At 59.0% G+C, this 22,414-nt stretch carries 23 protein-coding genes; 9 read left to right on the forward strand and 14 right to left on the reverse strand.

Annotated elements, in window-relative coordinates:
• Window positions 1-61 precede the first annotated feature (61 nt).
• Window positions 62-937 carry a translation elongation factor Ts gene (gene tsf, locus HTT03_RS02855; RefSeq protein ID WP_174858363.1) on the forward strand — a complete coding sequence of 292 codons (876 nt, stop codon included), beginning with the start codon at window positions 62-64 and terminating at the stop codon, window positions 935-937.
• Between the two features lie 248 nt (window positions 938-1,185).
• Here the strand turns inward: tsf and HTT03_RS02860 are convergent, their stop codons facing one another.
• From HTT03_RS02860 to HTT03_RS02915, 12 genes are all read right to left on the reverse strand, one after another.
• The gene (locus HTT03_RS02860; protein ID WP_174858364.1) at window positions 1,186-1,932 is read right to left on the reverse strand and encodes a LuxR family transcriptional regulator; all 747 of its coding nucleotides are present in this window, start codon (window positions 1,930-1,932) and stop codon (window positions 1,186-1,188) included.
• Entirely contained in the window at window positions 1,932-2,369 is a 438-nt protein-coding gene (aroQ, locus tag HTT03_RS02865) for a type II 3-dehydroquinate dehydratase (protein ID WP_174858365.1), read from the reverse strand. Before aroQ ends, HTT03_RS02860 begins: the two co-directional genes overlap by 1 nt.
• A gap of 230 nt (window positions 2,370-2,599) precedes the next feature.
• Window positions 2,600-3,289 carry a phosphate regulon transcriptional regulator PhoB gene (phoB, locus tag HTT03_RS02870; protein ID WP_174858366.1) on the reverse strand — a complete coding sequence of 230 codons (690 nt, stop codon included), beginning with the start codon at window positions 3,287-3,289 and terminating at the stop codon, window positions 2,600-2,602.
• 4 nt (window positions 3,290-3,293) lie between these two features.
• Window positions 3,294-4,001, reverse strand: coding sequence for a phosphate signaling complex protein PhoU (gene phoU / locus HTT03_RS02875; protein WP_174858367.1), 708 nt, complete (start codon window positions 3,999-4,001; stop codon window positions 3,294-3,296).
• A gap of 4 nt (window positions 4,002-4,005) precedes the next feature.
• Window positions 4,006-4,803: a phosphate ABC transporter ATP-binding protein PstB gene (gene pstB / locus HTT03_RS02880; protein WP_174858368.1), complete on the reverse strand. Its 798-nt coding sequence runs from the start codon at window positions 4,801-4,803 to the stop codon at window positions 4,006-4,008.
• 14 nt (window positions 4,804-4,817) lie between these two features.
• Window positions 4,818-6,173 carry a phosphate ABC transporter permease PstA gene (pstA, locus tag HTT03_RS02885; protein ID WP_174858369.1) on the reverse strand — a complete coding sequence of 452 codons (1,356 nt, stop codon included), beginning with the start codon at window positions 6,171-6,173 and terminating at the stop codon, window positions 4,818-4,820.
• Entirely contained in the window at window positions 6,170-7,666 is a 1,497-nt protein-coding gene (gene pstC, locus HTT03_RS02890; RefSeq protein WP_425506279.1) for a phosphate ABC transporter permease subunit PstC, read from the reverse strand. Before pstC ends, pstA begins: the two co-directional genes overlap by 4 nt.
• Window positions 7,667-7,734: 68 nt before the next feature.
• A complete protein-coding gene (locus HTT03_RS02895) occupies window positions 7,735-8,775 on the reverse strand; it encodes a substrate-binding domain-containing protein (RefSeq protein ID WP_174858370.1) in 1,041 nt (346 codons plus the stop codon).
• 139 nt (window positions 8,776-8,914) lie between these two features.
• Window positions 8,915-9,967: a sensor histidine kinase gene (locus HTT03_RS02900; protein ID WP_174858968.1), complete on the reverse strand. Its 1,053-nt coding sequence runs from the start codon at window positions 9,965-9,967 to the stop codon at window positions 8,915-8,917.
• A gap of 1 nt (window position 9,968) precedes the next feature.
• Entirely contained in the window at window positions 9,969-10,490 is a 522-nt protein-coding gene (locus HTT03_RS02905) for a gamma carbonic anhydrase family protein (RefSeq protein WP_174858371.1), read from the reverse strand.
• Window positions 10,487-11,134, reverse strand: coding sequence for a guanylate kinase (gmk, locus tag HTT03_RS02910; RefSeq protein WP_174858372.1), 648 nt, complete (start codon window positions 11,132-11,134; stop codon window positions 10,487-10,489). Before gmk ends, HTT03_RS02905 begins: the two co-directional genes overlap by 4 nt.
• Before the next feature lie 3 nt (window positions 11,135-11,137).
• On the reverse strand, window positions 11,138-12,016 hold the full coding sequence (locus tag HTT03_RS02915; RefSeq protein ID WP_246253334.1) for a YicC/YloC family endoribonuclease: 879 nt from the start codon (window positions 12,014-12,016) through the stop codon (window positions 11,138-11,140).
• 231 nt (window positions 12,017-12,247) lie between these two features.
• On the opposite strand from HTT03_RS02915, the gene HTT03_RS02920 reads away from it, so the two are divergent.
• Window positions 12,248-12,931, forward strand: a complete 684-nt coding sequence (locus tag HTT03_RS02920) for a PAS domain-containing protein (RefSeq protein WP_174858374.1) — start codon at window positions 12,248-12,250, stop codon at window positions 12,929-12,931.
• Between the two features lie 93 nt (window positions 12,932-13,024).
• Here the strand turns inward: HTT03_RS02920 and HTT03_RS02925 are convergent, their stop codons facing one another.
• Window positions 13,025-14,395 carry a class II 3-deoxy-7-phosphoheptulonate synthase gene (locus HTT03_RS02925; RefSeq protein ID WP_174858375.1) on the reverse strand — a complete coding sequence of 457 codons (1,371 nt, stop codon included), beginning with the start codon at window positions 14,393-14,395 and terminating at the stop codon, window positions 13,025-13,027.
• Window positions 14,396-14,584: 189 nt separating this feature from the next.
• Between HTT03_RS02925 and HTT03_RS02930 the strand changes: the two genes are divergently transcribed.
• Window positions 14,585-15,589, forward strand: coding sequence for a GlxA family transcriptional regulator (locus HTT03_RS02930; protein ID WP_174858376.1), 1,005 nt, complete (start codon window positions 14,585-14,587; stop codon window positions 15,587-15,589).
• On the opposite strand, the gene HTT03_RS02935 is transcribed toward HTT03_RS02930, so the two are convergent.
• Entirely contained in the window at window positions 15,586-16,674 is a 1,089-nt protein-coding gene (locus HTT03_RS02935; protein WP_174858377.1) for a PQQ-dependent sugar dehydrogenase, read from the reverse strand. The two genes, HTT03_RS02930 and HTT03_RS02935, sit on opposite strands and share 4 nt — an antisense overlap.
• Before the next feature lie 185 nt (window positions 16,675-16,859).
• Here HTT03_RS02935 and HTT03_RS02940 point away from each other — a divergent pair, with 185 nt between their 5' ends.
• From HTT03_RS02940 to HTT03_RS02965, 6 genes are all read left to right on the forward strand, one after another.
• On the forward strand, window positions 16,860-18,044 hold the full coding sequence (locus HTT03_RS02940; RefSeq protein WP_174858378.1) for an ABC transporter substrate-binding protein: 1,185 nt from the start codon (window positions 16,860-16,862) through the stop codon (window positions 18,042-18,044).
• Window positions 18,045-18,187: 143 nt separating this feature from the next.
• The gene (locus tag HTT03_RS02945; RefSeq protein WP_174858379.1) at window positions 18,188-18,346 is read left to right on the forward strand and encodes a hypothetical protein; all 159 of its coding nucleotides are present in this window, start codon (window positions 18,188-18,190) and stop codon (window positions 18,344-18,346) included.
• Window positions 18,347-18,433: 87 nt separating this feature from the next.
• Complete coding sequence (locus tag HTT03_RS02950; protein WP_174858380.1) at window positions 18,434-19,216, forward strand: ABC transporter ATP-binding protein; 783 nt, start codon at window positions 18,434-18,436, stop codon at window positions 19,214-19,216.
• Window positions 19,213-20,034, forward strand: coding sequence for an ABC transporter ATP-binding protein (locus HTT03_RS02955; protein WP_174858381.1), 822 nt, complete (start codon window positions 19,213-19,215; stop codon window positions 20,032-20,034). Before HTT03_RS02950 ends, HTT03_RS02955 begins: the two co-directional genes overlap by 4 nt.
• 2 nt (window positions 20,035-20,036) lie before the next feature.
• A complete protein-coding gene (locus tag HTT03_RS02960; RefSeq protein WP_174858382.1) occupies window positions 20,037-21,047 on the forward strand; it encodes a branched-chain amino acid ABC transporter permease in 1,011 nt (336 codons plus the stop codon).
• Window positions 21,044-22,348 (forward strand): branched-chain amino acid ABC transporter permease, encoded by a 1,305-nt coding sequence (locus HTT03_RS02965; RefSeq protein ID WP_174858383.1) that lies wholly within the window; start codon window positions 21,044-21,046, stop codon window positions 22,346-22,348. The genes HTT03_RS02960 and HTT03_RS02965 overlap by 4 nt, the downstream gene beginning before the upstream one ends.
• Window positions 22,349-22,414 lie beyond the last annotated feature (66 nt).

Here is a 22,414-nt window from a genome sequence, read left to right on the forward strand (position 1 = left end):
CCGATTTCCAATAGATGCGGGCCTTGGGCCTGCCCCCTTATTTCCAAAGGAGAACCAAGAGATGGCAATCACAGCATCCATGGTCAAGGAACTGCGCGACAGCACCGGCGCAGGCATGATGGACGCCAAAAAGGCGCTGACAGAAAGCAATGGCGACATGGAAGCCGCCGTTGACTGGCTGCGCACCAAAGGTCTGGCCAAAGCGGCCAAGAAATCCGGTCGTACCGCAGCCGAAGGTCTTGTGGCTGTTAAGGTCGAAGGCGGTCACGGTGTCGCGGTTGAAGTGAACTCTGAAACCGACTTCGTCGGCAAGAACGCTGAATTCCAGTCCATGGTTAGCAGCATCGCCGATGCAGCGCTGAAAGTTGACGATGTTGAGGCGCTGAAAGCGGCTGAGATCAACGGCAAATCCGTTGAAACCACGCTGACCGATGCCATCGCCAAAATCGGCGAGAACATGTCGCTGCGTCGCATGGAAAGCATCAAGGGCGAGTCGGTTGTCTCCTACGTCCACAATGCTGCCGCACCCGGCATGGGCAAGATCGGCGTTCTGGTCGCCATGAACGGTGGTAACGACGAGTTCGGCAAGCAGGTCGCGATGCACATCGCCGCTGTGAACCCCGCGTCGCTGTCCGAAGCGGATCTGGATCCGGCTGTCGTCGAGAAAGAAAAGCAGGTCCAGATGGACATCGCCCGCGAGAGCGGCAAGCCTGAAGCCGTGATCGAGAAGATGATCACTGGCCGCATGCAAAAGTACATGTCCGAAGTGACATTGCTGAACCAGTCCTTCGTTGTGAACCCCGACCTGACCGTTGGCAAAGCAGCAGAAGAAATCGGCGCGACCATCACCGGTTTCGTGCGTTTGGAAGTTGGCGAAGGCATCGAAGTCGTTAAAGAAGACTTCGCCGCTGAAGTGGCCAAGGCTGCTAAGGGCTAAAGCCCTTAGCGACAGCAAGAATAAAGAGGCGGCTCACTGATGTGGGCCGCCTTTTTCAATTAGACTTTGGTAAAAATGTAGTCGGTCCAGTCAGACGGAAATATGCCTGACTGAGACCGGCGGCCTGAAAAGAGCCTTGGTATTGCAAGGTTTTACAAGCCGTAGCTTAGCGACGAATCTGCCGTAAGCTGTTGTTAAGATGCTTTGAGATAGGCTTGGTTAACAGTCCGGGATTCCATACCCCAAATTCAGGTTTTCACCTTGAACATTTGATTTGCGAAGGCTGCCTTCAACACCGCCTGCGCCGTAGTCTCCACGGCCAATGCTTCGCGAGCCAATTTGAGGTGTTTTTCCACCGTTGCAGGGGTCAATCCCATCAGCATGGCAACGTCGCGTGTGGTCTTACCATCACCGACCCATTCCAGCGCCTCACGCTGCCGCTGGGTGAGGCTGCGGGCCGGATTGCTATAGGGCAGGCAAAGAATTTTCAGATGCGCGATCTCGTTCATCAGCTGAATATCCGCCCCATGCATCGCCCAAAGCTGATCGACTTCAGCCTGCGTCATGCCCCGTTTCGCGGTCAGCGCAATGGCCCCCTTGGCGCGCGCAGAAGCGGTCTTGAAACTGACAGTATAACCTGCGGTGACGCCCATGCTTTCGTTGAATTTCAGCACCTTAGCTTCTTCTTCGCTGCACTCCGCGCCGCCGCGCAACGTGCTCCAGCTGCAAGAGCCTTCGTTTTCCAATGCCCAGCGAACCATCGGCGCGCGGTGGTACAGCCCCGCGCCAAAGAACTGGTCGAGATAGGCCCGGTCGTGATTGCTCAAGACGACAAAATCTTCTGGATCGCCCATAGAGTTCGGACTCAAATAGCGCGTGAAGCCGTAGATCAACCGATCAAACCCAAAGCTGCGCATCTGTGCGACATGCGCTTCCCAAAGGGCTTCAATTGTCGAGCTACGCGCAACTACGTGCAAGTAATCACGCAGGTTCATTAGCCAGTCAGCCGCTTACCGAGGGCCTGTAGGGCCATGACATATCCAAAAGCACCAAAACCGCAGATTTGTCCGACCGCAACGGGGGCGATGTAGGAGGTATGGCGAAAGCTCTCGCGGGCGTGGATGTTACTTAGGTGAACCTCGACAACAGGTAGTTCGACAGAGGCGATGGCATCCATCAGTGCGATTGACGTGTGGGTATAGGCGCCAGCGTTAAGAATGATGCCGTCATGAACGTCGCGTGCAGCGTGGATCAGGTCAATCAATGCGCCTTCGTGGTTCGATTGCTCAAAAGCCATGCTGAGGCCGAGACGGGCGGCCTCTGTGGTACAAAGGGTTTCGAGATCGGCAAGAGTTGTCTTGCCATAGACCTCGGGTTGCCGTGTACCCAAAAGATTAAGGTTCGGGCCATTCAAAATGAGGACGGAGGGCATAAAGGCTCGCTTAAATCGTTTAGATACAGTTAGCGGAGCCAATGTGGCGCTGTCTAGCATCAGGTCTCATTACCGTTCGCCTGTGGCGGGAAAAACGCAGCTTTTGGTCGCGGCTTGAAGAGCTGGACCTTAGTTAATCGAGCGCATCACCGGATTGCCCCAAACTGCATCGCGGCAACCTATAATCAGTATTATGTAAATAATTGCCGCCGCGTTGGCGGGCGGGCTCTTTATTCTATCGAGTAGCCCGTTCCGCGCACCGTACGGATGGGATCGTCGCCCCCTGAGACCGCAAGCGCTTTGCGAAGCCGTGCAATATGCACATCGACGGTACGTGTATCGACGTAGATGTCGCGGCCCCATACGTGATCCAAAAGCTGTTCGCGACTGAACACCCGACCGGGTTTTTCCATCAAGGTCAAAAGCAGCCGGTATTCTGTCGGACCGAGCTTGAGTTCAGCACCGGCGCGGCTAACCCGGTGGCGTTCTGGGTCCAGCGCGATGTCTTTGCAGTTCAACACCACGCCTGCCGCCGCAGGTCTTGCACGGCGCAGTTGGCTGCGAACGCGGGCCATAAGCTCGCGGATGTTATATGGTTTGATCACATAATCATCGGCGCCGGTATCCAGACCGCGGACGGTATCGACCTCTTCGGACCGCGCTGAGAGCATGATGATCGGGATTGCACGGGTTTCTGGGCGGGTCTTAAGCTGACGACAGACTTCAATGCCACTCATCAACGGCATCATCCAGTCGAGGATAATGAGATCGGGCGCAGCCTCGGCGATCAGCATCATCGCTTCCTCGCCATTCTCTGCGCGCCGCACGGCGAAACCCTCGGCCTCAAGATTGTAGGCCAGCACTTCGCGTTGTGCTGGCTCGTCTTCGACCAACAGCACCTGGGGTTGTATCACTGCCATGGTCTTAGGTCTTCGCCGCGACAGAGGTGCGGTCCGCTTTCGGCCGATCCTCTTCGGGCATTTCGCCAGTCACAAGATAGACCACTTGTTCGGCAATCGCGGTGACATGATCGCCCATACGCTCTACGTTTTTCGCGATGAAATGCAGGTGCATACAAGCGGTAATATTGCGCGGCTCTTCCATCATGAAGGTCAGGAACTCGCGGAACAGTGCGTTGTACATCTGGTCGACGTCCTCATCTCGCGCAATCACATCGCGAGCCAAACCGGCGTCGCGTTGGATATAAGCGTCGAGCGCATCTTTCAGCATCGCCTCAACCGTCCCGGCCATGCGCCGGATCGCGCCAGTGCTGTCGCTGACAGGTTCCATCTGGTTCAAGACGGTGCTGCGTTTGGCCATGTTTTTTGCATAGTCGCCAATACGTTCGAGGTTGGCGCTAATCTTAATAACACTCAAAATCAGCCGCAGATCAATCGCTGTCGGCGCACGCAGGGCAATGACGCGTGCGGCGTTTTCGTTGATCTGTTCTTCGAGCGCGTCAATCGCCTTGTCCCCTGCCCTGACCTCTTGCGCCAGTTCCGCGTCGCGGGTTTCAAGCGATTGCGCACCGCGCAGAATGGCGGCCTCGACCAGACCACCCATCTTTAAGATTTGCGCTTGGACGGCCTCAAGATCACGATCAAAGGCTGATGCAATATGTTGTTCTGACATGGTTTTATCCGATCCGACCAGTGATGTAGCTTTCCGTGCGGGGGTCTTGGGGTCTGGTAAAGATGTCATCGGTATCGCCAAACTCTACAAGGTTGCCAAGGTGGAAAAACGCGGTTTTCTGGCTCACCCGCGCGGCCTGTTGCATGGAATGGGTGACGATCACCACAGAATAGTTTTGCCGCAACTCGTCGATCAGTTCTTCGACCTGCGCCGTGGCGATGGGATCAAGGGCGGAGCAAGGCTCGTCCATCAGCAGCACTTCCGGCTCCGTCGCCACGGCGCGGGCGATGCACAGACGCTGTTGCTGTCCGCCGGATAGGCCCGTGCCCGCTGCGTGCAGCCGGTCCTTCACCTCATCCCAGATCGCACCGCGCCGGAGCGCTCGTTCAACAATGTCATCAAGGTCAGACTTATTGCGGGCCAACCCATGGATGCGCGGCCCATATGCCACGTTGTCATAGATTGATTTGGGAAACGGATTTGGCTTTTGAAACACCATGCCGACCTTGGCGCGCAGTTGCACCGGATCGACGCGTTTGTCATAGATGTCCTCGCCATCGATGCGAATGTCGCCCGTCACGCGGGCTACATCAATTGTGTCGTTCATCCTGTTGATACAACGAAGAAAAGTAGACTTTCCGCAGCCTGACGGACCGATGAAAGCTGTGACCGTTTTGTCGTTGATATCGATGTTCACATCCTGGATGGCTTGGCTGTCGCCATAGTAAACCTGCACATCGCGGGCGGCGATTTTGACGGGGTGGCGTGTCACGTTATGCTCCAGAGTTTGGGTGTCTTTCATTGTCCCGTCCTTTCTTACCAGCGCCGCTCAAACCGGCGGCGGAGCAGCACTGCGATGGCGTTCATTGCGATCAGAAACACCAGCAAGATAATGATGCCGCCCCAGGCGCGCTCATAGAAAGCCGGGTCGGCGCGTTTGGCCCATTCGTAGATCTGCGCAGGCATGGCCGAGTTCGGTGCCATTAACCCTTCGGCGATGCTCTCAGGCGGGTTAGAGGCAATGAAGCCGACCATGCCGATTAAGAGCAAAGGTGCCGTTTCCCCAAGCGCTTGGGCCAGACCGATGATCGTACCGGTCAAGATCCCCGGCGCGGCCAGCGGCAGCACATGATGGAAGACCGATTGCATCTTGGACGCCCCAACCCCAAGCGCCGCATCCCGGATCGATGGCGGCACGGATTTTAACGAAGCGCGGGTCGAAATGATGATCGTCGGCAGTGTCATCAGGGTCAACACGAGCCCGCCGACCAAAGGCGCAGAGTTCGGCAGGTGCATGTAGTTGATGAAGACCGCGAGGCCCAAGATACCAAAGACAATCGACGGCACCGCTGCGAGGTTGCTGATGTTGACCTCGATGATGTCGGTGATCCAGTTTTTCGGTGCGAATTCCTCAAGATAGATTGAGGCCGCGACGCCGATGGGCAGAGCCAGCACCAGCACCACCAGCATCATGGCAAAAGAGCCCAGCATCGCCACGCCCATGCCCGCCGCTTCGGGCCGCGCGTCGGAGGCATCGGCACCGGTGATGAAGTCGAGGTTAAAGCGTTTGCGCAGGCTGCCGTCAGCGATCAGCGCATCAACCAGATCAAGCTGTTCGGCGTTAATGTTTTTGTCGTTCGTAATGCTTTCGCGGCTCACGCGGCCCTTGAGGTAGCCGTCAACGCGGCTGTTGGTCAGAAACTCGAACGCGACCGCGCTGCCGATCAACTCGGGGTTGGCCAACACATGGTTGCGCAATTGTGCGGCGGCGTCCTTTGACAGAAGCTCCGCCATGGCTTTGGGCTTCAGCGGGGTATCGATGCCTGCTTCGGCGACCTTTGCTTCGAAAGCGGCGCTCATCAGTGGCGTATAGCCAAAGGTCGACACCTTTCTGATGTCCGCCAAATCTCGGTTGCCCTTTTTGTCGAGCTTCTCTTCCAGCAGCGGGACCGAAAGGGTGATATAGGTCTGCTGAAACGCGCCTGTCCCGCGTGAGATAATGGTAAAGAGCAGCGTCAGCAGCATCAGCAGGCCGACGCCAATGGCCAAGATGCCATAAATCTTGAACCGTCCCTCGGCGGCGTTGCGGCGTTTGGTGCGGCTGTCCGGCATCAGCAGGGACGCGCCGCGCGGGTCTGCGATGGGCGCTGCGGGGTTTGGGATATCGCTCATTCGTACTGCTCCCGATATTTGCGCACGATGTAGAGGGCCAGCACGTTCAGGCCCAAGGTCAGGACGAAGAGGGTCAGGCCAAGGGCAAAAGCCACCAGCGTCTCAGGGCTGGCGAAGTCGCTGTCGCCGGTTAGCTGGCTGACGATGCGGGTGGTGATGGTGGTCATCGCCTCCAGCGGGTTGGCCGAGACGCGGGCGATGGCCCCTGCCCCCAGCACCACGATCATGGTCTCGCCAATGGCGCGGCTGGCCGCTAGTAGGACGGCGCCGACGATACCGGGAAGTGCTGCGGGGAGGACGACTTGGCGAATTGTCTCGGACTGGGTGGCACCCAAGCCGAACGACCCATCGCGCAGCGACTGGGGCACCGCGTTGATAATGTCATCCGACAGGGACGAGACGAAGGGGATCAGCATGATGCCCATCACCAGCCCCGCCGTCAGAACTGAGGTCGCTCCCGACATCCAGTCAACGCCCAGAAACCCAGCCTCCCCCCGGCCAAAGACCTGCACAAGGAACGGCCCCACCGTCAGCAGCGCAAAGAGACCGTAAACGATGGTCGGGATCCCGGCGAGAATTTCCAACAATGGCTTGGCTGTGGCCCGCACTTTAGGTCCGGCGTATTCACTCAGGTAGATCGCCGCGAAAAGCCCGATGGGCACCGCCACCAGCAGCGCGATGAGCGAGATATAAAGCGTGCCCCAAAGCAGTGGCAGGATGGACAGGTCACTGTCGCCACGAAAGTTCGGCGCCCAAGACGATCCAAAGAAAAAGTCAGTCCACGGATGCAGCCTAAAAAAGTTAATGGTCTCGAACAGCATTGAGAGCACGATGCCGAGGGTGGTCAGGATCGCGAGAGATGCCGCCAAGATCAACAGCGCCTTGATGCCAAGCTCCACCCGGTTGCGGGCACGGAACTCAGCGTGGCTTTCGCGAAGGGCCAGCAGCACCCCCGCAAGAGCCAGAAGCACGACGACAAGGTTCCGGGCGACATGCCCAGTCAGGTTCATCTCGCGGTAGGCCTGCGCGGCGGCGAGGATTTCGGGGTTTATATCGCCACCGATGGCCACACCCTGCTCCGCCAGCCACATGCGCAGACCATCGGTTGCGGTCAGATCGGTGGCTTCGGCGCTGGTCATTACGCCAGCCTGCACCGCGTTATCCAGCCCCTCAGCCAGACGGCGCACATCCCTCATGACAAGGTTCACCGAAGACCCCTCCGGCACCGCTTGCGCCGGGATCATCTCCATAACTGAAGATTGCACGAACATCGGTTGCACCAGCAGCCAGATGCCCAAGGCCAAAAGCGCAGGCACTGTAACGCTCATCACCGCGTTGTAGCCGTAATAGCTGGGCAGCGAATGCAGCCTGCGGCTGTCGCCCCCGGTAGAGGTCATCGCCCGCCGGCGGGCAAGGATATACCCGCCCAATGCCAGCAGCGCGATGAACACGACCAGTGGCACCACGGTGCTTGTTGTCAGTATTATTCCCACATGTCCCCCAGTGGATCAAAACGCAGCACCGGAGGCGGTCGTCCGCCTCCGGTGCCGTCAATTTTGGTTCAGGAACCGCCGCCGATCACGGTTTCGTCGGTCACAACGGTTTGGGTCTCGGCCAATTCGGGATCGGAAACGAGGCCATATTCCGCCAGCGGACCGTCAGGGCCAGCCACTTCATCCGCCACGAAGAATTCTGCGTATTCTTTGAGGCCCGGGATCACGCCGAGATGCGCTTTCTTGACGTAGAAGAACAACGGACGCGACACCGGGTAGTCACCGGATGCAATGCTCTCGGTGCTGGGTTCGACGCCGCCCATGGTGGCAACCTGAAGTTTGTCGGTGTTGTTCTCGTAAAAGGCCAGACCGAAGACGCCGATGCCGTCCTTATTGCTCTCAATCCGCGCCAGCGTCTCGGTATAGTCGCCGTCGATGTCGACGGATTTGCCGTCGCTGCGCAGGCTGATGCACTCTTTCTCCGCGGCTTTCTTGTCGCCTTCTGCGGTCTCAAGGAACGCTTCAAAGTCGCCTGTTGCTTCGCAGCCTGCGAGGATCACTTTCTCTTCGAACACCTCGCGCGTGCCGTGTTTGGTGCCGGGGATGAAGGCTTGGATCGGCTGCGCGGGGAAAGCGGGGTTCACTTGGTCCCATGTTGTGTAAGGGTTGTCGGTCACCTCGCCGTCAACAACTACCTTGGCGGAAAGCGCCTTGTACCAATCGGTTGGCGTAAACTCAAAGCTGTTGCCATTAATGTCAGAGGCAAAGACGATGCCGTCATAGCCGATACGCACTTCGATAATGTCGGTTACGCCGTTCTCAGCACAGGCGGCCACTTCAGCTTCTTTGATCTGGCGCGAGGCATTGGCCACGTCGATGGTGTTCTCGCCCACGCCTTCGCAGAAGCGCTTGAGACCCGCCGAGGAGCCGCCCGATTCCACGACCGGTGTCGGGAAGTCAAAGTTCTCGCCAAAGGCTTCGGCGACGATGGAAGCGTAGGGCAGCACGGTCGAAGAACCGGCAACCTGCACTTGGTCGCGCGCAGCGGCAGCGCTGGCAGAAACGGCGGCAAGAGCCAAGGCGGAGGTTGTGAGTTGTGCGAGGGACATAAGGTCTCCTGTCAGATGCGAATTGGCGATCACCCCATGGTGATCTGCCCCCGGTCTACGAAGGCCGTGCTGCGCTTATGTGACAGGTCTGTTACAGTTTCATGACAGGGACCGGTGACCCCGAAAATTCGTCTAAAAGCTAAGTCGAACTTTCTTCCATTGGCAAAATCACCTTAAATTCAGCGCCTTCTCCGGGCGCACTGGTGACCTTCATCCGTCCCCGGTGCCGATTCAGGATGTGTTTAACGATCGCCAAGCCAAGCCCGGTGCCACCCAGACTGCGGCTCCGGTGGCTGTCGACACGGTAGAATCGCTCGGTCAAGCGCGGGATGTGGAGCGGATCAATCCCCGGGCCATGGTCCCTGACGCTCACATGCACCGCCGCGCCGCGCATGGCGGTGTCTTGGGCGATTATCTGCGCGGTGATCTCGACGCTGTTATCACGGCCACCGTATTTGATCGCATTCTCAATGAGGTTGGTGAACACTTGCATCAACTGATCCGCATCGCCCAGCACGGTTGCTGCGCTGTTGCCAAGGTTGGGGGCGAGCGTGACACCGCTCTCAGCCGCCACGGGCGCAAGGTTGCGCAGGGTCGCGTTCAACACATCACGTAGGTCGATCCGCACATCGGGCCGCACCCGCTCTTCGGCCTCGACCCGGCTGAGCGACAGCAGTTCGCCCACCAGCCGGTTCATGCGTTCTGCCTCCTTGGCCATAATTTCCAGAAAGCGCTCCCGCGCGGCCGTATCGTCCCGCGCTGGCCCTTGCAGCGTCTCGATGAACCCCATGAGCGCAGTCAGCGGGGTGCGCAACTCGTGGCTGACATTGGCCACAAAGTCCCGGCGCATCTGTCCGGCCTGCGCCATTTCAGTCACGTCGTTGAAGCTGAGCAAAACCACACCGTCGCGCCCCAAAGGGCGAAGGCTGACGTCATAGGTGGCACCGCTGTCGCCTGCGCCCGTTACAAAGCGCGCCTGCTGCGGCCCCTCCCCGGCAAAGCATTTCTCTACCGCTGCGACCAGACCGGGCTGCCGCAATGCGGTGATGTAATGCCGCTCCGCCAAACCCTGCCCTAGCAGGGCTTCGGCTCCGGCGTTCAGCGCGGTGATCCGTTCATTCGCGTTGATCGTCAGGCTCGGCAGCGGCAGCGCCGCGACCAATTCCGTAAGCGTGACAGGCGTGTCGCCCATGTCAAAGCGGTTCGAGATCGCGCCGGAAGCGGGTGGCGTTCTGGGCATAATGTTTGGCACTGGCGGTCAGCGCTTGGATCGCGGCGGCGTCCAGTTCGCGCACCACCTTGCCCGGCACCCCCATCACCAGCGAACCGTCGGGGATGACCTTGTTCTCGGTAATGAGCGCCCCCGCGCCGATCAGGCAGTTCTTGCCGATCTTGGCTCCGTTGAGAACCGTGGCCCCCATTCCAATCAGGGTGTTGTCGCCAATAGTACAGCCATGCAGCATGACCTTGTGGCCGATGGTGCAATCTTCACCCACGGTCAGCGGATAGCCCATATCGGTGTGAAAGACGCAGTTCTCCTGCACATTGCTGCCGCGCCCGACGGTGATCATCTCGTTGTCGCCGCGCAGAGTGCTGCCAAACCAGACGGACGCCTCCGGGCCGAGGGTTACTTTGCCGATCAGATTGGCATCAGGTGCGACCCAAGCGTCGGGCGAAACATCGGGGCGGGCGTCGGATAGGGCGTAGAGGGTCATTTCAACTCCTGAAATTCAGATTGCAGGCGGCGGACATGGTCTTTGATCGCGGGTTGCTGGCTCAGACGCAGCCGCGCGGCGGTGATAATGGATTTCAACCGCGCCTCGGTCTGGTCGAGGTCGTCGTTGATCAGCACAAAATCATAGCCATCCCAGTGGCTGATCTCATCCCAGCTTTTGCCCATACGCTTGGCGATGGTCTCAGCATCGTCCTGCCCCCGGCTTTCGAGGCGACGCTTCAGTTCGGTGATCGATGGAGGCAGCAGGAAGATCGAGAGCGTGTGCGTGTTCAGGTCAGAGTTGCGAATTTGCTGCGCACCCTGCCAGTCGATGTCGAACAGAATATCCTGCCCTTCATCGATCGCCGCCTGCACCGGCGCTTTGGGAGAGCCGTAGAAATTGCCGAATACATGCGCGTGTTCGAGCATTTCACCTTCGGCCACGGCGTGGCGAAAATCATCTTCGGCAACAAAGCGGTAATCCTTGCCGTCGACCTCGCCCGGACGCGGCGCACGAGTGGTAGCGGAGACCGAGAAGTTAATCGTCGGGTCCCATTCCCGCAGCGCCCGCGCCATGGTCGATTTGCCCGCGCCTGAGGGCGAGCTAAGGATGATCAAAAGGCCGCGCCGGCTTTGTTTGCTCACGTCTTACTCCACATTCTGTACTTGTTCGCGCATCTGGTCGATCACGGCTTTCAGCGCCAGACCGACCGTCGTCAATTCGCTGCTCTGCGCTTTGGAGCAGAGCGTGTTCGCTTCGCGGTTGAATTCCTGCATCAGGAAATCCAGCTTGCGCCCGACCGGGCCACCCTGCTCCAGCAAATCGCGTGCGGCTGTGACATGCACCGCAAGCCGGTCAATCTCTTCGGTAACATCGGATTTGACTGCGATCAGCGCCAATTCCTGCGCCACCCTGTCGGCATCCGTGCCATCGCTGTTGTCCAAGACCCGCGCAAGGTTGCGCTTTAGGGCTGCGGCCATGTCGTCTTTGCGCGTCTCCGCCAAGGCGGCTGCCTTATTGGATAGGGTTTCGATCTCGATAAGCTGGTCTTGCATCACCTGCGCCAATGCAGCGCCTTCGGCCTCGCGCATGGCGTTGAATTTCGTCAGAAGTTCCGTGAACTCGGCCAGCAAAGTGCTGCGCAGACCATCCGTGTCCTGCGTGTCCTCCGTCTGCTCCAGCACGCCGCGCAGGGTCAGCAGATCGGTCGCCCGCGACGGGGCGAGCGACACGCCAGCATCCATCGCGCGGGCTTCGATCTGGTGCAAGGCGGCAAGCAGCGCATCGACCTGCGCGGTGTTCACCTGTAGCGCCCCATCGCTTTCACTGCGCGAGATGCGCAGGTTACAAGTGATATTGCCCCGCGCGGCTGCCGCTGTCAGCGCCTTGCGCAACGCGGTTTCCAATCCGTCGATCCAGTCCGGCACACGCAGACGCAGGTCCAGCCCCTTGCCATTGACTGCGCGCAACTCCCACGACCAGTTCCAGGTCTCATAGCTGCCCGAGCCTGCTGCAAAACCTGTCATAGACCTGATCATTGGCGTGTTTCCCATTCTGGCGGATGTCTTGCCTTACGGTGAAACCGGCAAAGGGAGCAAGCCCTTCGGCCAGAAAGGGCGGCTGACCAACGGACGCTGCGCGTTAACCAATTGGGGTAAAATCTGGAGAATTCCGGCCTCTCCTGCCCTATTAATGACTTGGTAATGATTGCGAACCAACCGCCGGGGGTGTGCGGCGCAATGGGAAGGGTGAGTGTGATGGACAAGACAGGCCAGAAGGCGCAAAATGTGATCCGCATGGCAGATCACCGGACATACGAAGGCTATGGCCCGCTGGCGCAGGTCGAGGCCTATTGGGAAGCATTGCGCGGCAACAGGCTGATGCCCTGCCGCTCGGACATTGATCCCCGCGGGATTGAGGACGCTTTGCCCTATGCTTTTATCCTTGAACGTGTGGCGCCGGGGGTGGCGCGGCTGCGCATCGCAGGCACGCATCTGCGCGAGTTGATGGGGATGGAGGTGCGCGGCATGCCGATCACGTCGTTCTTCACCAACGCGGCCCGTCCTTTGGCCAGTGAGGCGCTGGAAGAGGTTTTTCAACTGCCGAGCCAGACCACGCTGCACCTCAATGCCGCTGGGTCTTATGGCAAGCCGTCGCTTGAAGCGCGGATGTTGCTGATGCCGTTGAAAAGTGATTTGGGCGATGTGAGCCGTGCGCTCGGGTGTTTGGTGGCGATGGGTCAGATTGGCAAAACACCGCGCCGGTTTGATCTCACCCATCAAGAACGTCGTGGCAGCCTTACCCGCCCGGTGACGCCCTTGACCAGAGAACCGATTTCCGGTGGAAAGCAGGGATTTGCCGAAGAAAAGCAACCCTTTGGGCGCGCCACCTCTCGGCGGCTGCCCCCCTATCTGCGTGTGGTGAAATCCAACGAGGAGTGACCGCGTCTTCAGTTTGACCACTCGCTTTCGGGCTAGGGGTCTTAGACGCCGCTGTGCAGAATGCCAGCGGCGTCCGTTGTCTTTAGCGCCGCCTTATCCTGCCGCACGCGTCGTCTGAGTCGAACGGCGGTTCGACAGTTCCTCGGCGACCAAGAACGCCAGCTCCAGCGATTGGCTGGCGTTGAGGCGCGGATCGCAGGCGGTGTGGTAGCGGTCAGACAGGTCTTCGTCGCTTACCGCGCGGACGCCGCCGGTGCATTCGGTCACATCTTGGCCAGTCATCTCAAAATGCACACCGCCGGGGACGGTGCCTTCGGCGTTATGCACGGCGAAGAACTCATGCACTTCGCGCAGCACCGAATCGAAGGGCCGGGTTTTGTAGCCGCTCGACGACTTGATCGTGTTGCCGTGCATCGCGTCACAGGTCCAGACGACATTTGCGCCCTCTTCCTGCACCGCTTTGACCAGACGCGGCAGGTGATCGCCCACCTGCCCCGCGCCAAAGCGCGAGATCAGCGTCAGGCGGCCTTCTTCGTTGTCGGGGTTCAGCTTGGCCATCAACTTCTTGAGGTCATCGCTGGTCATCGACGGGCCGCATTTCAAACCGATCGGGTTCTGCACACCGCGGGCAAACTCCACATGCGCCCCGTCAGGCTGCCGCGTGCGGTCGCCGATCCAGATCATATGGCCCGAACCCGCCAGCCATTTGCCGGTCTGGCTGTCACGGCGGCAGAGCGCCTCTTCGTATTCCAGTAGCAAGGCTTCGTGGCTGGTGTAGAACTCCACCGATTGCAGCGTATGCGCGGTTTCCGAGGTCACGCCAGCGGCGGCCATGAAATCCAGCGTGTCGGAGATGCGGTTGGCGATCTCACGGTATTTCTCGGCCTTTTCGTCATCGGTAAAGCCCAAGGTCCAACCATGCACCTGATGCACATCAGCGTAGCCACCTGTCGAGAACGCGCGCAGCAGGTTCAGCGTCGCGGCGGCCTGTGTATAGGCACGCAACATCTTTTGCGGATCGGGGACGCGCGCAGCCTCGTTAAAGGCCAGATCATTGATGATGTCGCCCCGGTAGCTGGGCAGTTCCACGCCATCGACCACTTCAGTCGCTGCCGAACGCGGCTTGGCGAATTGGCCAGCCATACGGCCCAGTTTAATCACCGGCACCTTGGCCCCATGGGTCAGCACGATGGCCATCTGCAACATTACTTTGAACGTGTCGCGGATGGCGTCAGAGCTGAACTGTTCAAAGCTTTCGGCGCAATCGCCACCTTGCAACAAGAACGCTTCGCCTCGGCCCGCAGCACCAAGATGTTTCTTCAGTCGGCGCGCTTCACCCGCAAAGACGAGGACGGGATATCGCGCAAGCTGTTCCTCGACCGCCTGCAACGCAGCTTGGTCGGGGTAATCAGGCATCTGAACGCGCGGTTTGCTGCGCCAGCTTGAAGTGCTCCAGTCTGTCATCGTCTGTTCTCCGCTCAACTTACCGAAACTTTGGCTCCGGTCAGCTTCCCCTATATAAAAGTGCGGGGAAAGTGGCCAGAAGTGAAATGCGCACTCTTGACGTTGCGACAGGGCCATGAACAAAGTTCGCCGCAAGTCTGATAACCGTGGCACTGCCGTCAGACACGATTTGATTTGAAAGACGCCGCGATGTCCCAACCACGCCCGGCCACCCGCATCCCCCGCGACACCGACAAACCCCGGCGTTTTGTCTTTGTGCTGCTTGAGAATTTTACGCTTCTCAGCTTCGCCTCTGCGGTCGAATGTTTGCGGATCGCTAACCGTATGATGGGGCGTGAGGCCTATGTTTGGCAAGTGGTCGGAGAAGATGGCGGGACTTGCACCTGTTCGGCGGGCGCGGTTTTTGCATTGGACGCGGGGCTTGAGGACCTGTCCCGCGATGATACGGTGATGATCTGCGGCGGCATTGATGTGCAAGCCGCGACGACCAAAAAGCTCTTGGCTTGGCTGCGTCGCGAGGCCCGCAAGGGGCTTATTGTCGGCGGGCTTTGCACAGCGGCGCATACTTTGGCCAAAGCCGGGTTGCTCGACGGCAAGCGGGCGACGATCCATTGGGAAAATCAGGATAGTTTTGCCGAGGATTTTGAGGAAGTATCCCTCACCAAATCAGTTTTTGTGGCAGACGGAAATCGGCTAACCACCGCCGGTGGCACCTCCTCTTTAGACTTGATGCTCAAGCTCATTGCGGATGACCACGGCGAAGAGATCGCAAATGCTGTGGCGGATCAGCTGATCTACGCCTCTATCCGAACCGATCAGGACACGCAGCGTCTTTCAGTTCCGACACGGATCGGCGTGCGTCACCCCAAGCTGAGCCAAGTGATCCATCAGATGGAAAGCAATATTGAAGAGCCGGTCAGCCCCTCCATCCTCGCGCAAGAAGTTGGCATGTCGACCCGGCAGTTAGAGCGGCTGTTCCGTCGTTATCTGAACCGGTCGCCAAAACGCTACTACATGGAACTGCGCCTGCAAAAAGCGCGGAACCTGCTGATGCAGACCGATATGAGCGTGATTAACGTGGCTTTAGCCTGCGGCTTTGCCTCGCCCTCGCATTTTTCCAAATGCTACCGTGCGCATTATGAGACGACACCTTATCGCGAGCGCGGCAGCCATGCGACAAGACCCAGCGGCTAGGGCGTGATGCGGTAAACCGTGCCGTTGTCTTCCGAAATAAACCAGATCCCGCCTTCCGGCCCTTCGACCACATCGCGCACGCGGGCGGTCTCGGGGGTTTTGATTTGCTCAACTTCCTCCAGCGGATCACCGGACAGGCGCGCGATATAGTCGAACTTCAGTGACCCGACAAATATATCGCCTTTCCAGTCGGGAAATTGCGCGCCGGAATAGACCATAAGCCCTGCCGGCGCGATGGAGGGGTCCCAGTAGAATTCGGGCTGCTCCATCCCCTCTTTCGCGGTGCCCTCACCGATTTTCTCGCCCGAATAATGCTCCCCGAAAGAGATTACCGGCCAGCCGTAGTTCGCGCCTTTGGTAATGCGGTTTACCTCATCGCCGCCTTTGGCCCCATGTTCGGACACCCAGAGCCGACCCTCAAGGTCCAACCCGGCGCCTTGCGGGTTGCGGTGGCCATAGGACCAGATTTCAGGCAGCACATCAGGCATGTCGATAAAGGGGTTGTCATCCGGCACGGAGCCATCGCGGTTCACCCGGATTATGCTGCCGTTGTGGGTGCTGCGGTCTTGGGCAGCGGGCCGGTTGCCGCGCTCTCCGATCGTCAACAGCAGCGTGCCATCGGGCGCTTCGACCACGCGCGAGCCAAAATGCTGACCGCCAGAGCTGCCGGGTTTCATGGCGAAAAGCTCGGTGACATCTTCCAGTTGTTTGGCATCATCGGACAAACGTGCGCTGGCCAAAGCTGTCCCCGCGCCACCACCCTCTTGAGGTTTGGCATAGGTGAGGAACAACATCCGGCTTTGCTCAAAATCCCGCGCGAGGGTGATGTCGAGCAGGCCGCCCTGCCCCACGACGGCAACCTCCGGCAGACCGGAAACGTCGTGACGGGTGTCACTCTTTTGATAGATCAGCCGCCCCGCCTTTTCTGTCACCAGCAGCCCGCCATCTGGCAACGGCGCGACACCCCATGGGCCTTGCAAGTCTTCAATCATGGGCTCGATGGTCAGCGCCTTTGCCACATTGGACAATCCAACGGTACTGAGTGCGGCAAAGGTCACTGTGGCGATTGTGCGGGGGATAGACATGACGGCTCCTTTAAGACTGGACGCTGTACCACTGGATGTAGCCACGCCCTGCGCCCTGTCCACTCAGGTCGATAAAGCGCGCAACAAGCCGCCTGCGCAAAACTGAGATAAATCGCCTTTTCTTTTCCGAAACCACGACCTAACGTCCCTTTAGAACGAAAGTTCAACTAAGGGAGAGAAACCAAATGAAAAAAATTCTGATGGCCACAACGGCTGTTGCTCTGCTGGCCACTGGCGCTCATGCGGAAGACACGAAACTCGGCATCCTGCTGGGCTTCACCGGCCCGCTGGAATCGCTGGCCAATGACATGGCAGCCGGTGCCGAACTCGCGATTGCCGAAGTCAACGAATCCGGCCTGTTCCTCGATGGTGCCACCGTTTCGTCTGAGCGTGGCGACACGGGCTGTATCGACGCGGGCCTTGCTGTGGCCTCTGCTGAGCGTCTGATCACCTCCGACCGCGTCAAAGGCATCGTCGGCGGCATGTGCTCGGGTGAGACAACGGCTTCGCTGCAAAACGTTGCCATTCCGAACGGCATCGTGATGATTTCGCCTTCCGCGACATCTCCGGCGCTGTCGACCGTTGAAGACAACGGTCTGTTCTTCCGGACATCGCCATCGGACGCGCGTCAGGGTCAGGTCATGGCCGATATCCTGAACGACCGTGGCATCAAAGAAGTCGCCGTCACCTATACCAACAACGACTATGGTAAAGGTCTGGCCGACAGCTTTGAGACCGCGTTCAAGGAATCCGGCGGCACCGTCACCATCAACACATCGCATGAAGACGGCAAAGCGGACTACTCCGCCGAAGTCGGCGCGCTGGCCTCCGCCGGTGGGGAAGTGCTGATCGTTGCTGGCTACGTTGACCAAGGTGGTGCGGGCATCGTGAACGGTGCGCTGGACGCAGGCGCGTTTGACACCTTCATGTTCCCCGACGGCATGGTCTCCGACACGCTGGAAGAGAAATTCGCCGAAAGCGCGGATGGCTCCTTTGGTCAGAACCCAAGTGCGGCTGGCGAAGGCCCCGACACCTACAAGAAGATGGGCGAAGAAGCCGGTTTCGAGCCGACCAACGCCTTCTCGCCTGAATCCTATGACGCGGCAGCGTTGATTCTGCTGGCCATGCAGGCCGCAGGCTCCAACGATCCGGCGGAGTATAAGGAAAAGGTGATGGAAGTCGCCAACGCACCGGGTGAAAAAATCCTGCCGGGTGAACTGGGCAAAGCGCTTCAGATCATCAAAGACGGCGGCGATGTCGACTACGTCGGTGCTTCGGCTGTTGAGCTGATCGGACCGGGCGAGAGCGCGGGCAGCTACCGCGAGATCGAGATGAAAGACGGCAAGATGGTCACGGTCGGCTACCGCTGATCTTTGATCCATTGAACCAAGCTGGGCCCGGTCGCAATGCGATCGGGCCTTTGCTTTTGTAAATCGACTTTTCTTTCGCAAGCACTGCCACTACAACCCGCTGCGCGAGGATGTGGGAAACACGTCCCGTTAGGGAGAGACAGATGAATAACTATGTGATGGCCGCACAGGCCATGGCTTTTCGCGCGGGAGGCGCAAAAGCAGACACTCGCGTTGCGTTTCGCGCCAAGTTCACGGCGCAGACGCGTTTTCAGTGTCATCTGACCAAAACGGTCCCTTTCCAATATCGTATCTCGCTGTAATCATGGGCGCAGTCCGACATTCGGACGACGCGTGACGTAACGACCAATAAAAACCAGCCACAAGGTGGCGGACACGGGGATGGACATATGATCGTCGTAGACGACTTACACAAACATTTCGGCGGGTTTCACGCCGTGGACGGGGCGAGCCTGTCTATTCAAAAAGGATCGATCACTGGTTTGATCGGCCCCAATGGCGCGGGAAAAACCACGCTGTTTAACGTCATTGCAGGCGTGCTTCAGCCCACTTCGGGCCGGGTGACCATGGACGGTGAGGACATCACCGGCCTGCCCCCGCATGAGCTGTTCCACAAGGGCCTTTTGCGCACCTTCCAGATCGCCCATGAGTTTTCGTCGATGTCCTGCCGCGAGAACCTGATGATGGTCCCGGGCAACCAGTCCGGCGAGACGCTGTGGAACACATGGTTCGGCACCAAACGCATCGCCAACGAGGAACGCGCGCTGCGCGCCAAGGCAGATGAGGTGCTGGAATTCCTGACCATCGAACATCTGGCCGAGCAGAAGGCGGGCCAAATTTCTGGCGGTCAGAAAAAGCTGCTGGAACTGGGCCGCACCATGATGGTGGATGCCAAGATCGTGTTCCTCGATGAGGTCGGCGCGGGCGTGAACCGCACGCTGCTCAACACCATCGGCGATGCGATCCAGCGGCTGAACAAAGAACGTAACTACACATTTGTCGTGATTGAGCATGACATGGATTTCATCGGCCGCCTTTGCGACCCGGTAATCTGCATGGCCGAAGGCCGCGTGCTGGCCGAAGGCACGCTGGATGAGATCAAGGCGAACGAGCAGGTGATCGAGGCCTATCTTGGCACCGGCCTGAAGAATAAGGACAAGGTAGGCGCATGAGCAATGATCCCTACGGCGACCGCGGCAACAAAGATTGGTCGGTCGGCAACGCAAAAGGCCAAGGCAGCATCATGCCAAAGGCCAGCGGCAAAACCCACCCCGCCCCCGGCGGCCCCTTCCTGATCGGCGACTGCATGACCGCAGGCTACGGCGCTGGCCCTGACATTCTGCATGACTGCACCATCGCGGTGGACCGCGGCGAAATCGCCGTGATCGTCGGCCCCAATGGCGCGGGCAAGTCCACCGGCATGAAGGCGGTCTTTGGCATGCTCGACATGCGCAAAGGCAACGTGCGGCTGGACGGTGAGGATATCACTGGCCTCAGCCCGCAGGACCGTGTGGCCAAGGGCATGGGTTTCGTGCCGCAAACCTCTAACATCTTCACCTCGATGACGGTCGAAGAGAACCTAGAGATGGGCGCCTTCATCCGCCGCGATGATTTCCGCGATACGATGGCGCAGGTCTATGACCTTTTCCCGATCCTCAAAGAAAAGCGGCTGCAAGCGGCGGGCGAATTGTCGGGCGGTCAACGCCAGCAGGTCGCTGTAGGCCGGGCGTTGATGACCCAGCCCAAGGTGCTGATGCTCGACGAGCCGACCGCGGGCGTTTCGCCCATCGTGATGGACGAGCTTTTCGACCGGATCATCGAGGTGGCCCGGACCGGCATCCCGATCCTGATGGTCGAGCAAAACGCCCGTCAGGCGCTTGAGATCGCCGACAAGGGCTATGTTCTCGTGCAAGGGCGCAACGCATTCACCGGCACGGGCAAAGAGCTTCTGGCCGATCCTGAAGTCCGCAAATCGTTTCTGGGGGGCTGAACATGGATCTGCTCAACGCTTTTATTGCACTTTCGAACTATGTCCTGATCCCCGGCATCGCCTATGGATCGCAACTGGCGCTTGGTGCGCTTGGGGTGACGTTGGTTTACGGCATCCTGCGCTTTTCCAACTTCGCGCATGGCGACACGATGGCCATGGGGACGATGGCCACGATCCTCGTGACATGGCTGTTTCAATCCATGGGGCTGAGCCTTGGCTTTCTGCCCACCGCACTGCTCGCCCTGCCCTTCGGCATCGCCTTTGCGATCCTGCTGCTTTTGGGCACGGATAAGGTCGTCTATAAGTTCTACCGTGAGCAAAAAGCCAAGCCGGTGATTTTGGTGATTGTCTCGCTTGGCGTGACCTTCATCTATAACGGCATCACCCGCTTTATCATCGGCGCGGACGACCAGAACTTTCTCGACGGTCAACGTTTCATCATGTCGGCGCGGGACTTCAAGGCGCTAACCGGGTTGAAAGAAGGTCTGGCCTTCAAAACCACCCAAGGCATCACTATCGTCACCGCGATCATTGTTGTGGCGCTGCTGTTTTGGTTCCTCAACAAGACCCGCGCGGGCAAATCCATGCGCGCCTATTCCGACAATGAGGATCTGGCGCTTCTGTCGGGCATCAACCCCGAGCGCGTGGTGATGATCACTTGGATGATCGTGGCGGCACTGGCGACCATTGCAGGCACGCTCTACGGGCTTGATAAGTCGTTCAAACCCTTCACCTACTTCCAGCTTTTGTTGCCGATCTTTGCCTCGGCCATTGTGGGCGGTCTTGGCTCGCCAGTGGGCGCCATCGCGGGCGGGTTTGTCATCGCTTTCAGCGAGGTGACGATCACCTATGCGTGGAAAAAGGTGCTGGGCTACGTCATGCCCGAAGGGTTGCAGCCTGACGGCTTAGTGCAACTTATGAGCACGGATTACAAATTTGCGGTCAGCTTCGTCATTCTTCTGATCGTTCTGCTGATCAAGCCTACAGGGCTGTTCAAGGGGAAATCGGTATGACCCAGACTGTGAAAAACACGATCCTTTTCGCGATCATCGCTTTGATGATCATATATACCGGCTTTGCGCAAAGCTGGAACTCGGCGCTGCTGATCATTGCCATGGGGCTGATCTCTTCGATCATGGCGCTTGGGGTGAACCTGCAATGGGGGTTCGCGGGGCTGTTTAACGTCGGCATCATGGGCTTCGTGGCGCTTGGCGGTCTGGCGGCTGTGCTGGTCTCTATGCCCCCCACCGAGGGCGCTTGGTCCACAGGTGGTTTCGCCATTGTGGGCGCACTTTTGCTGGGTGCTGGCACGGTGGTCGCGGCGGTCATGTTGATGAAACGCATGGCCCCCGGCATGGCGCGCACGCTGGCGGTGATTGCGGTGCTGGTCATCGGCTTTTTCGTTTTTCGAGCCGTGCTTGACCCTGCGGTCGAAGCGGTGGAGGCGATCAACCCGGCGCAGAGCGGCTACTTGGGCGGGCTCGGCCTGCCGGTGCTGATCTCTTGGCCTGTGGGCGGTCTCTTTGCCGCCGGTGCGGCTTGGCTGATCGGCAAGACGGCTCTGGGCCTGCGGTCGGACTATCTGGCGATTGCAACGCTGGGTATTGCCGAGATCATCATTGCGGTGCTGAAAAACGAGGACTGGATGAGCCGCGGCGTTAAAAACGTCATCGGCCTGCCACGTCCGGTGCCATATGAAATCGATCTGCAAAACGATCCCAGCTTCGTCGAACGCGCGGCCGGGCTCGGGTTCGATCCGGTGGACGCCTCGACCCTCTGGGTCAAACTGCTCTACATCGCGCTCTTTGCCGTGGTGCTGATCGTCCTGCTGTGGATGAGCCAACGTGCGCTACATTCCCCTTGGGGCCGTATGTTGCGGGCGATCCGCGATAACGAAGTGGCCGCCGAAGCCATGGGCAAGGACGTCACCGCACGGCATTTGCAGGTCTTCATCCTCGGTTCCGCAATCTGCGGCATCGCGGGTGCGATGATGACCACGATGGACAGCCAGTTGACGCCCGGCACCTATCAGCCGCTGCGCTTTACCTTCCTGATCTGGGTGATGGTGATCGTCGGTGGGTCGGGCAACAACTTTGGCGCGATCTTGGGCGGCTTCCTGATCTGGTTCCTTTGGGTGCAGGTGGAGCCGATGGGCCTGTGGCTGATGAACCTCATCACCGCGGGCATGTCTGAAACCTCTGCCCTTAAAGCGCATCTAATCGAGAGCGCTGCGCATATGCGTCTGCTGACGATGGGCATGGTGTTGCTGCTGGTGCTGCGCTTCAGCCCGCGCGGGTTGATCCCTGAACGGTAAGCCCTGCGCAGATTAAACCCAACGAGAAAGGGGCGCGGTATTGCTACCGCGCCCTTTTTTTATCTG

Source organism: Sulfitobacter maritimus (assembly GCF_013346665.1).
Lineage (GTDB): Bacteria > Pseudomonadota > Alphaproteobacteria > Rhodobacterales > Rhodobacteraceae > Sulfitobacter > Sulfitobacter maritimus.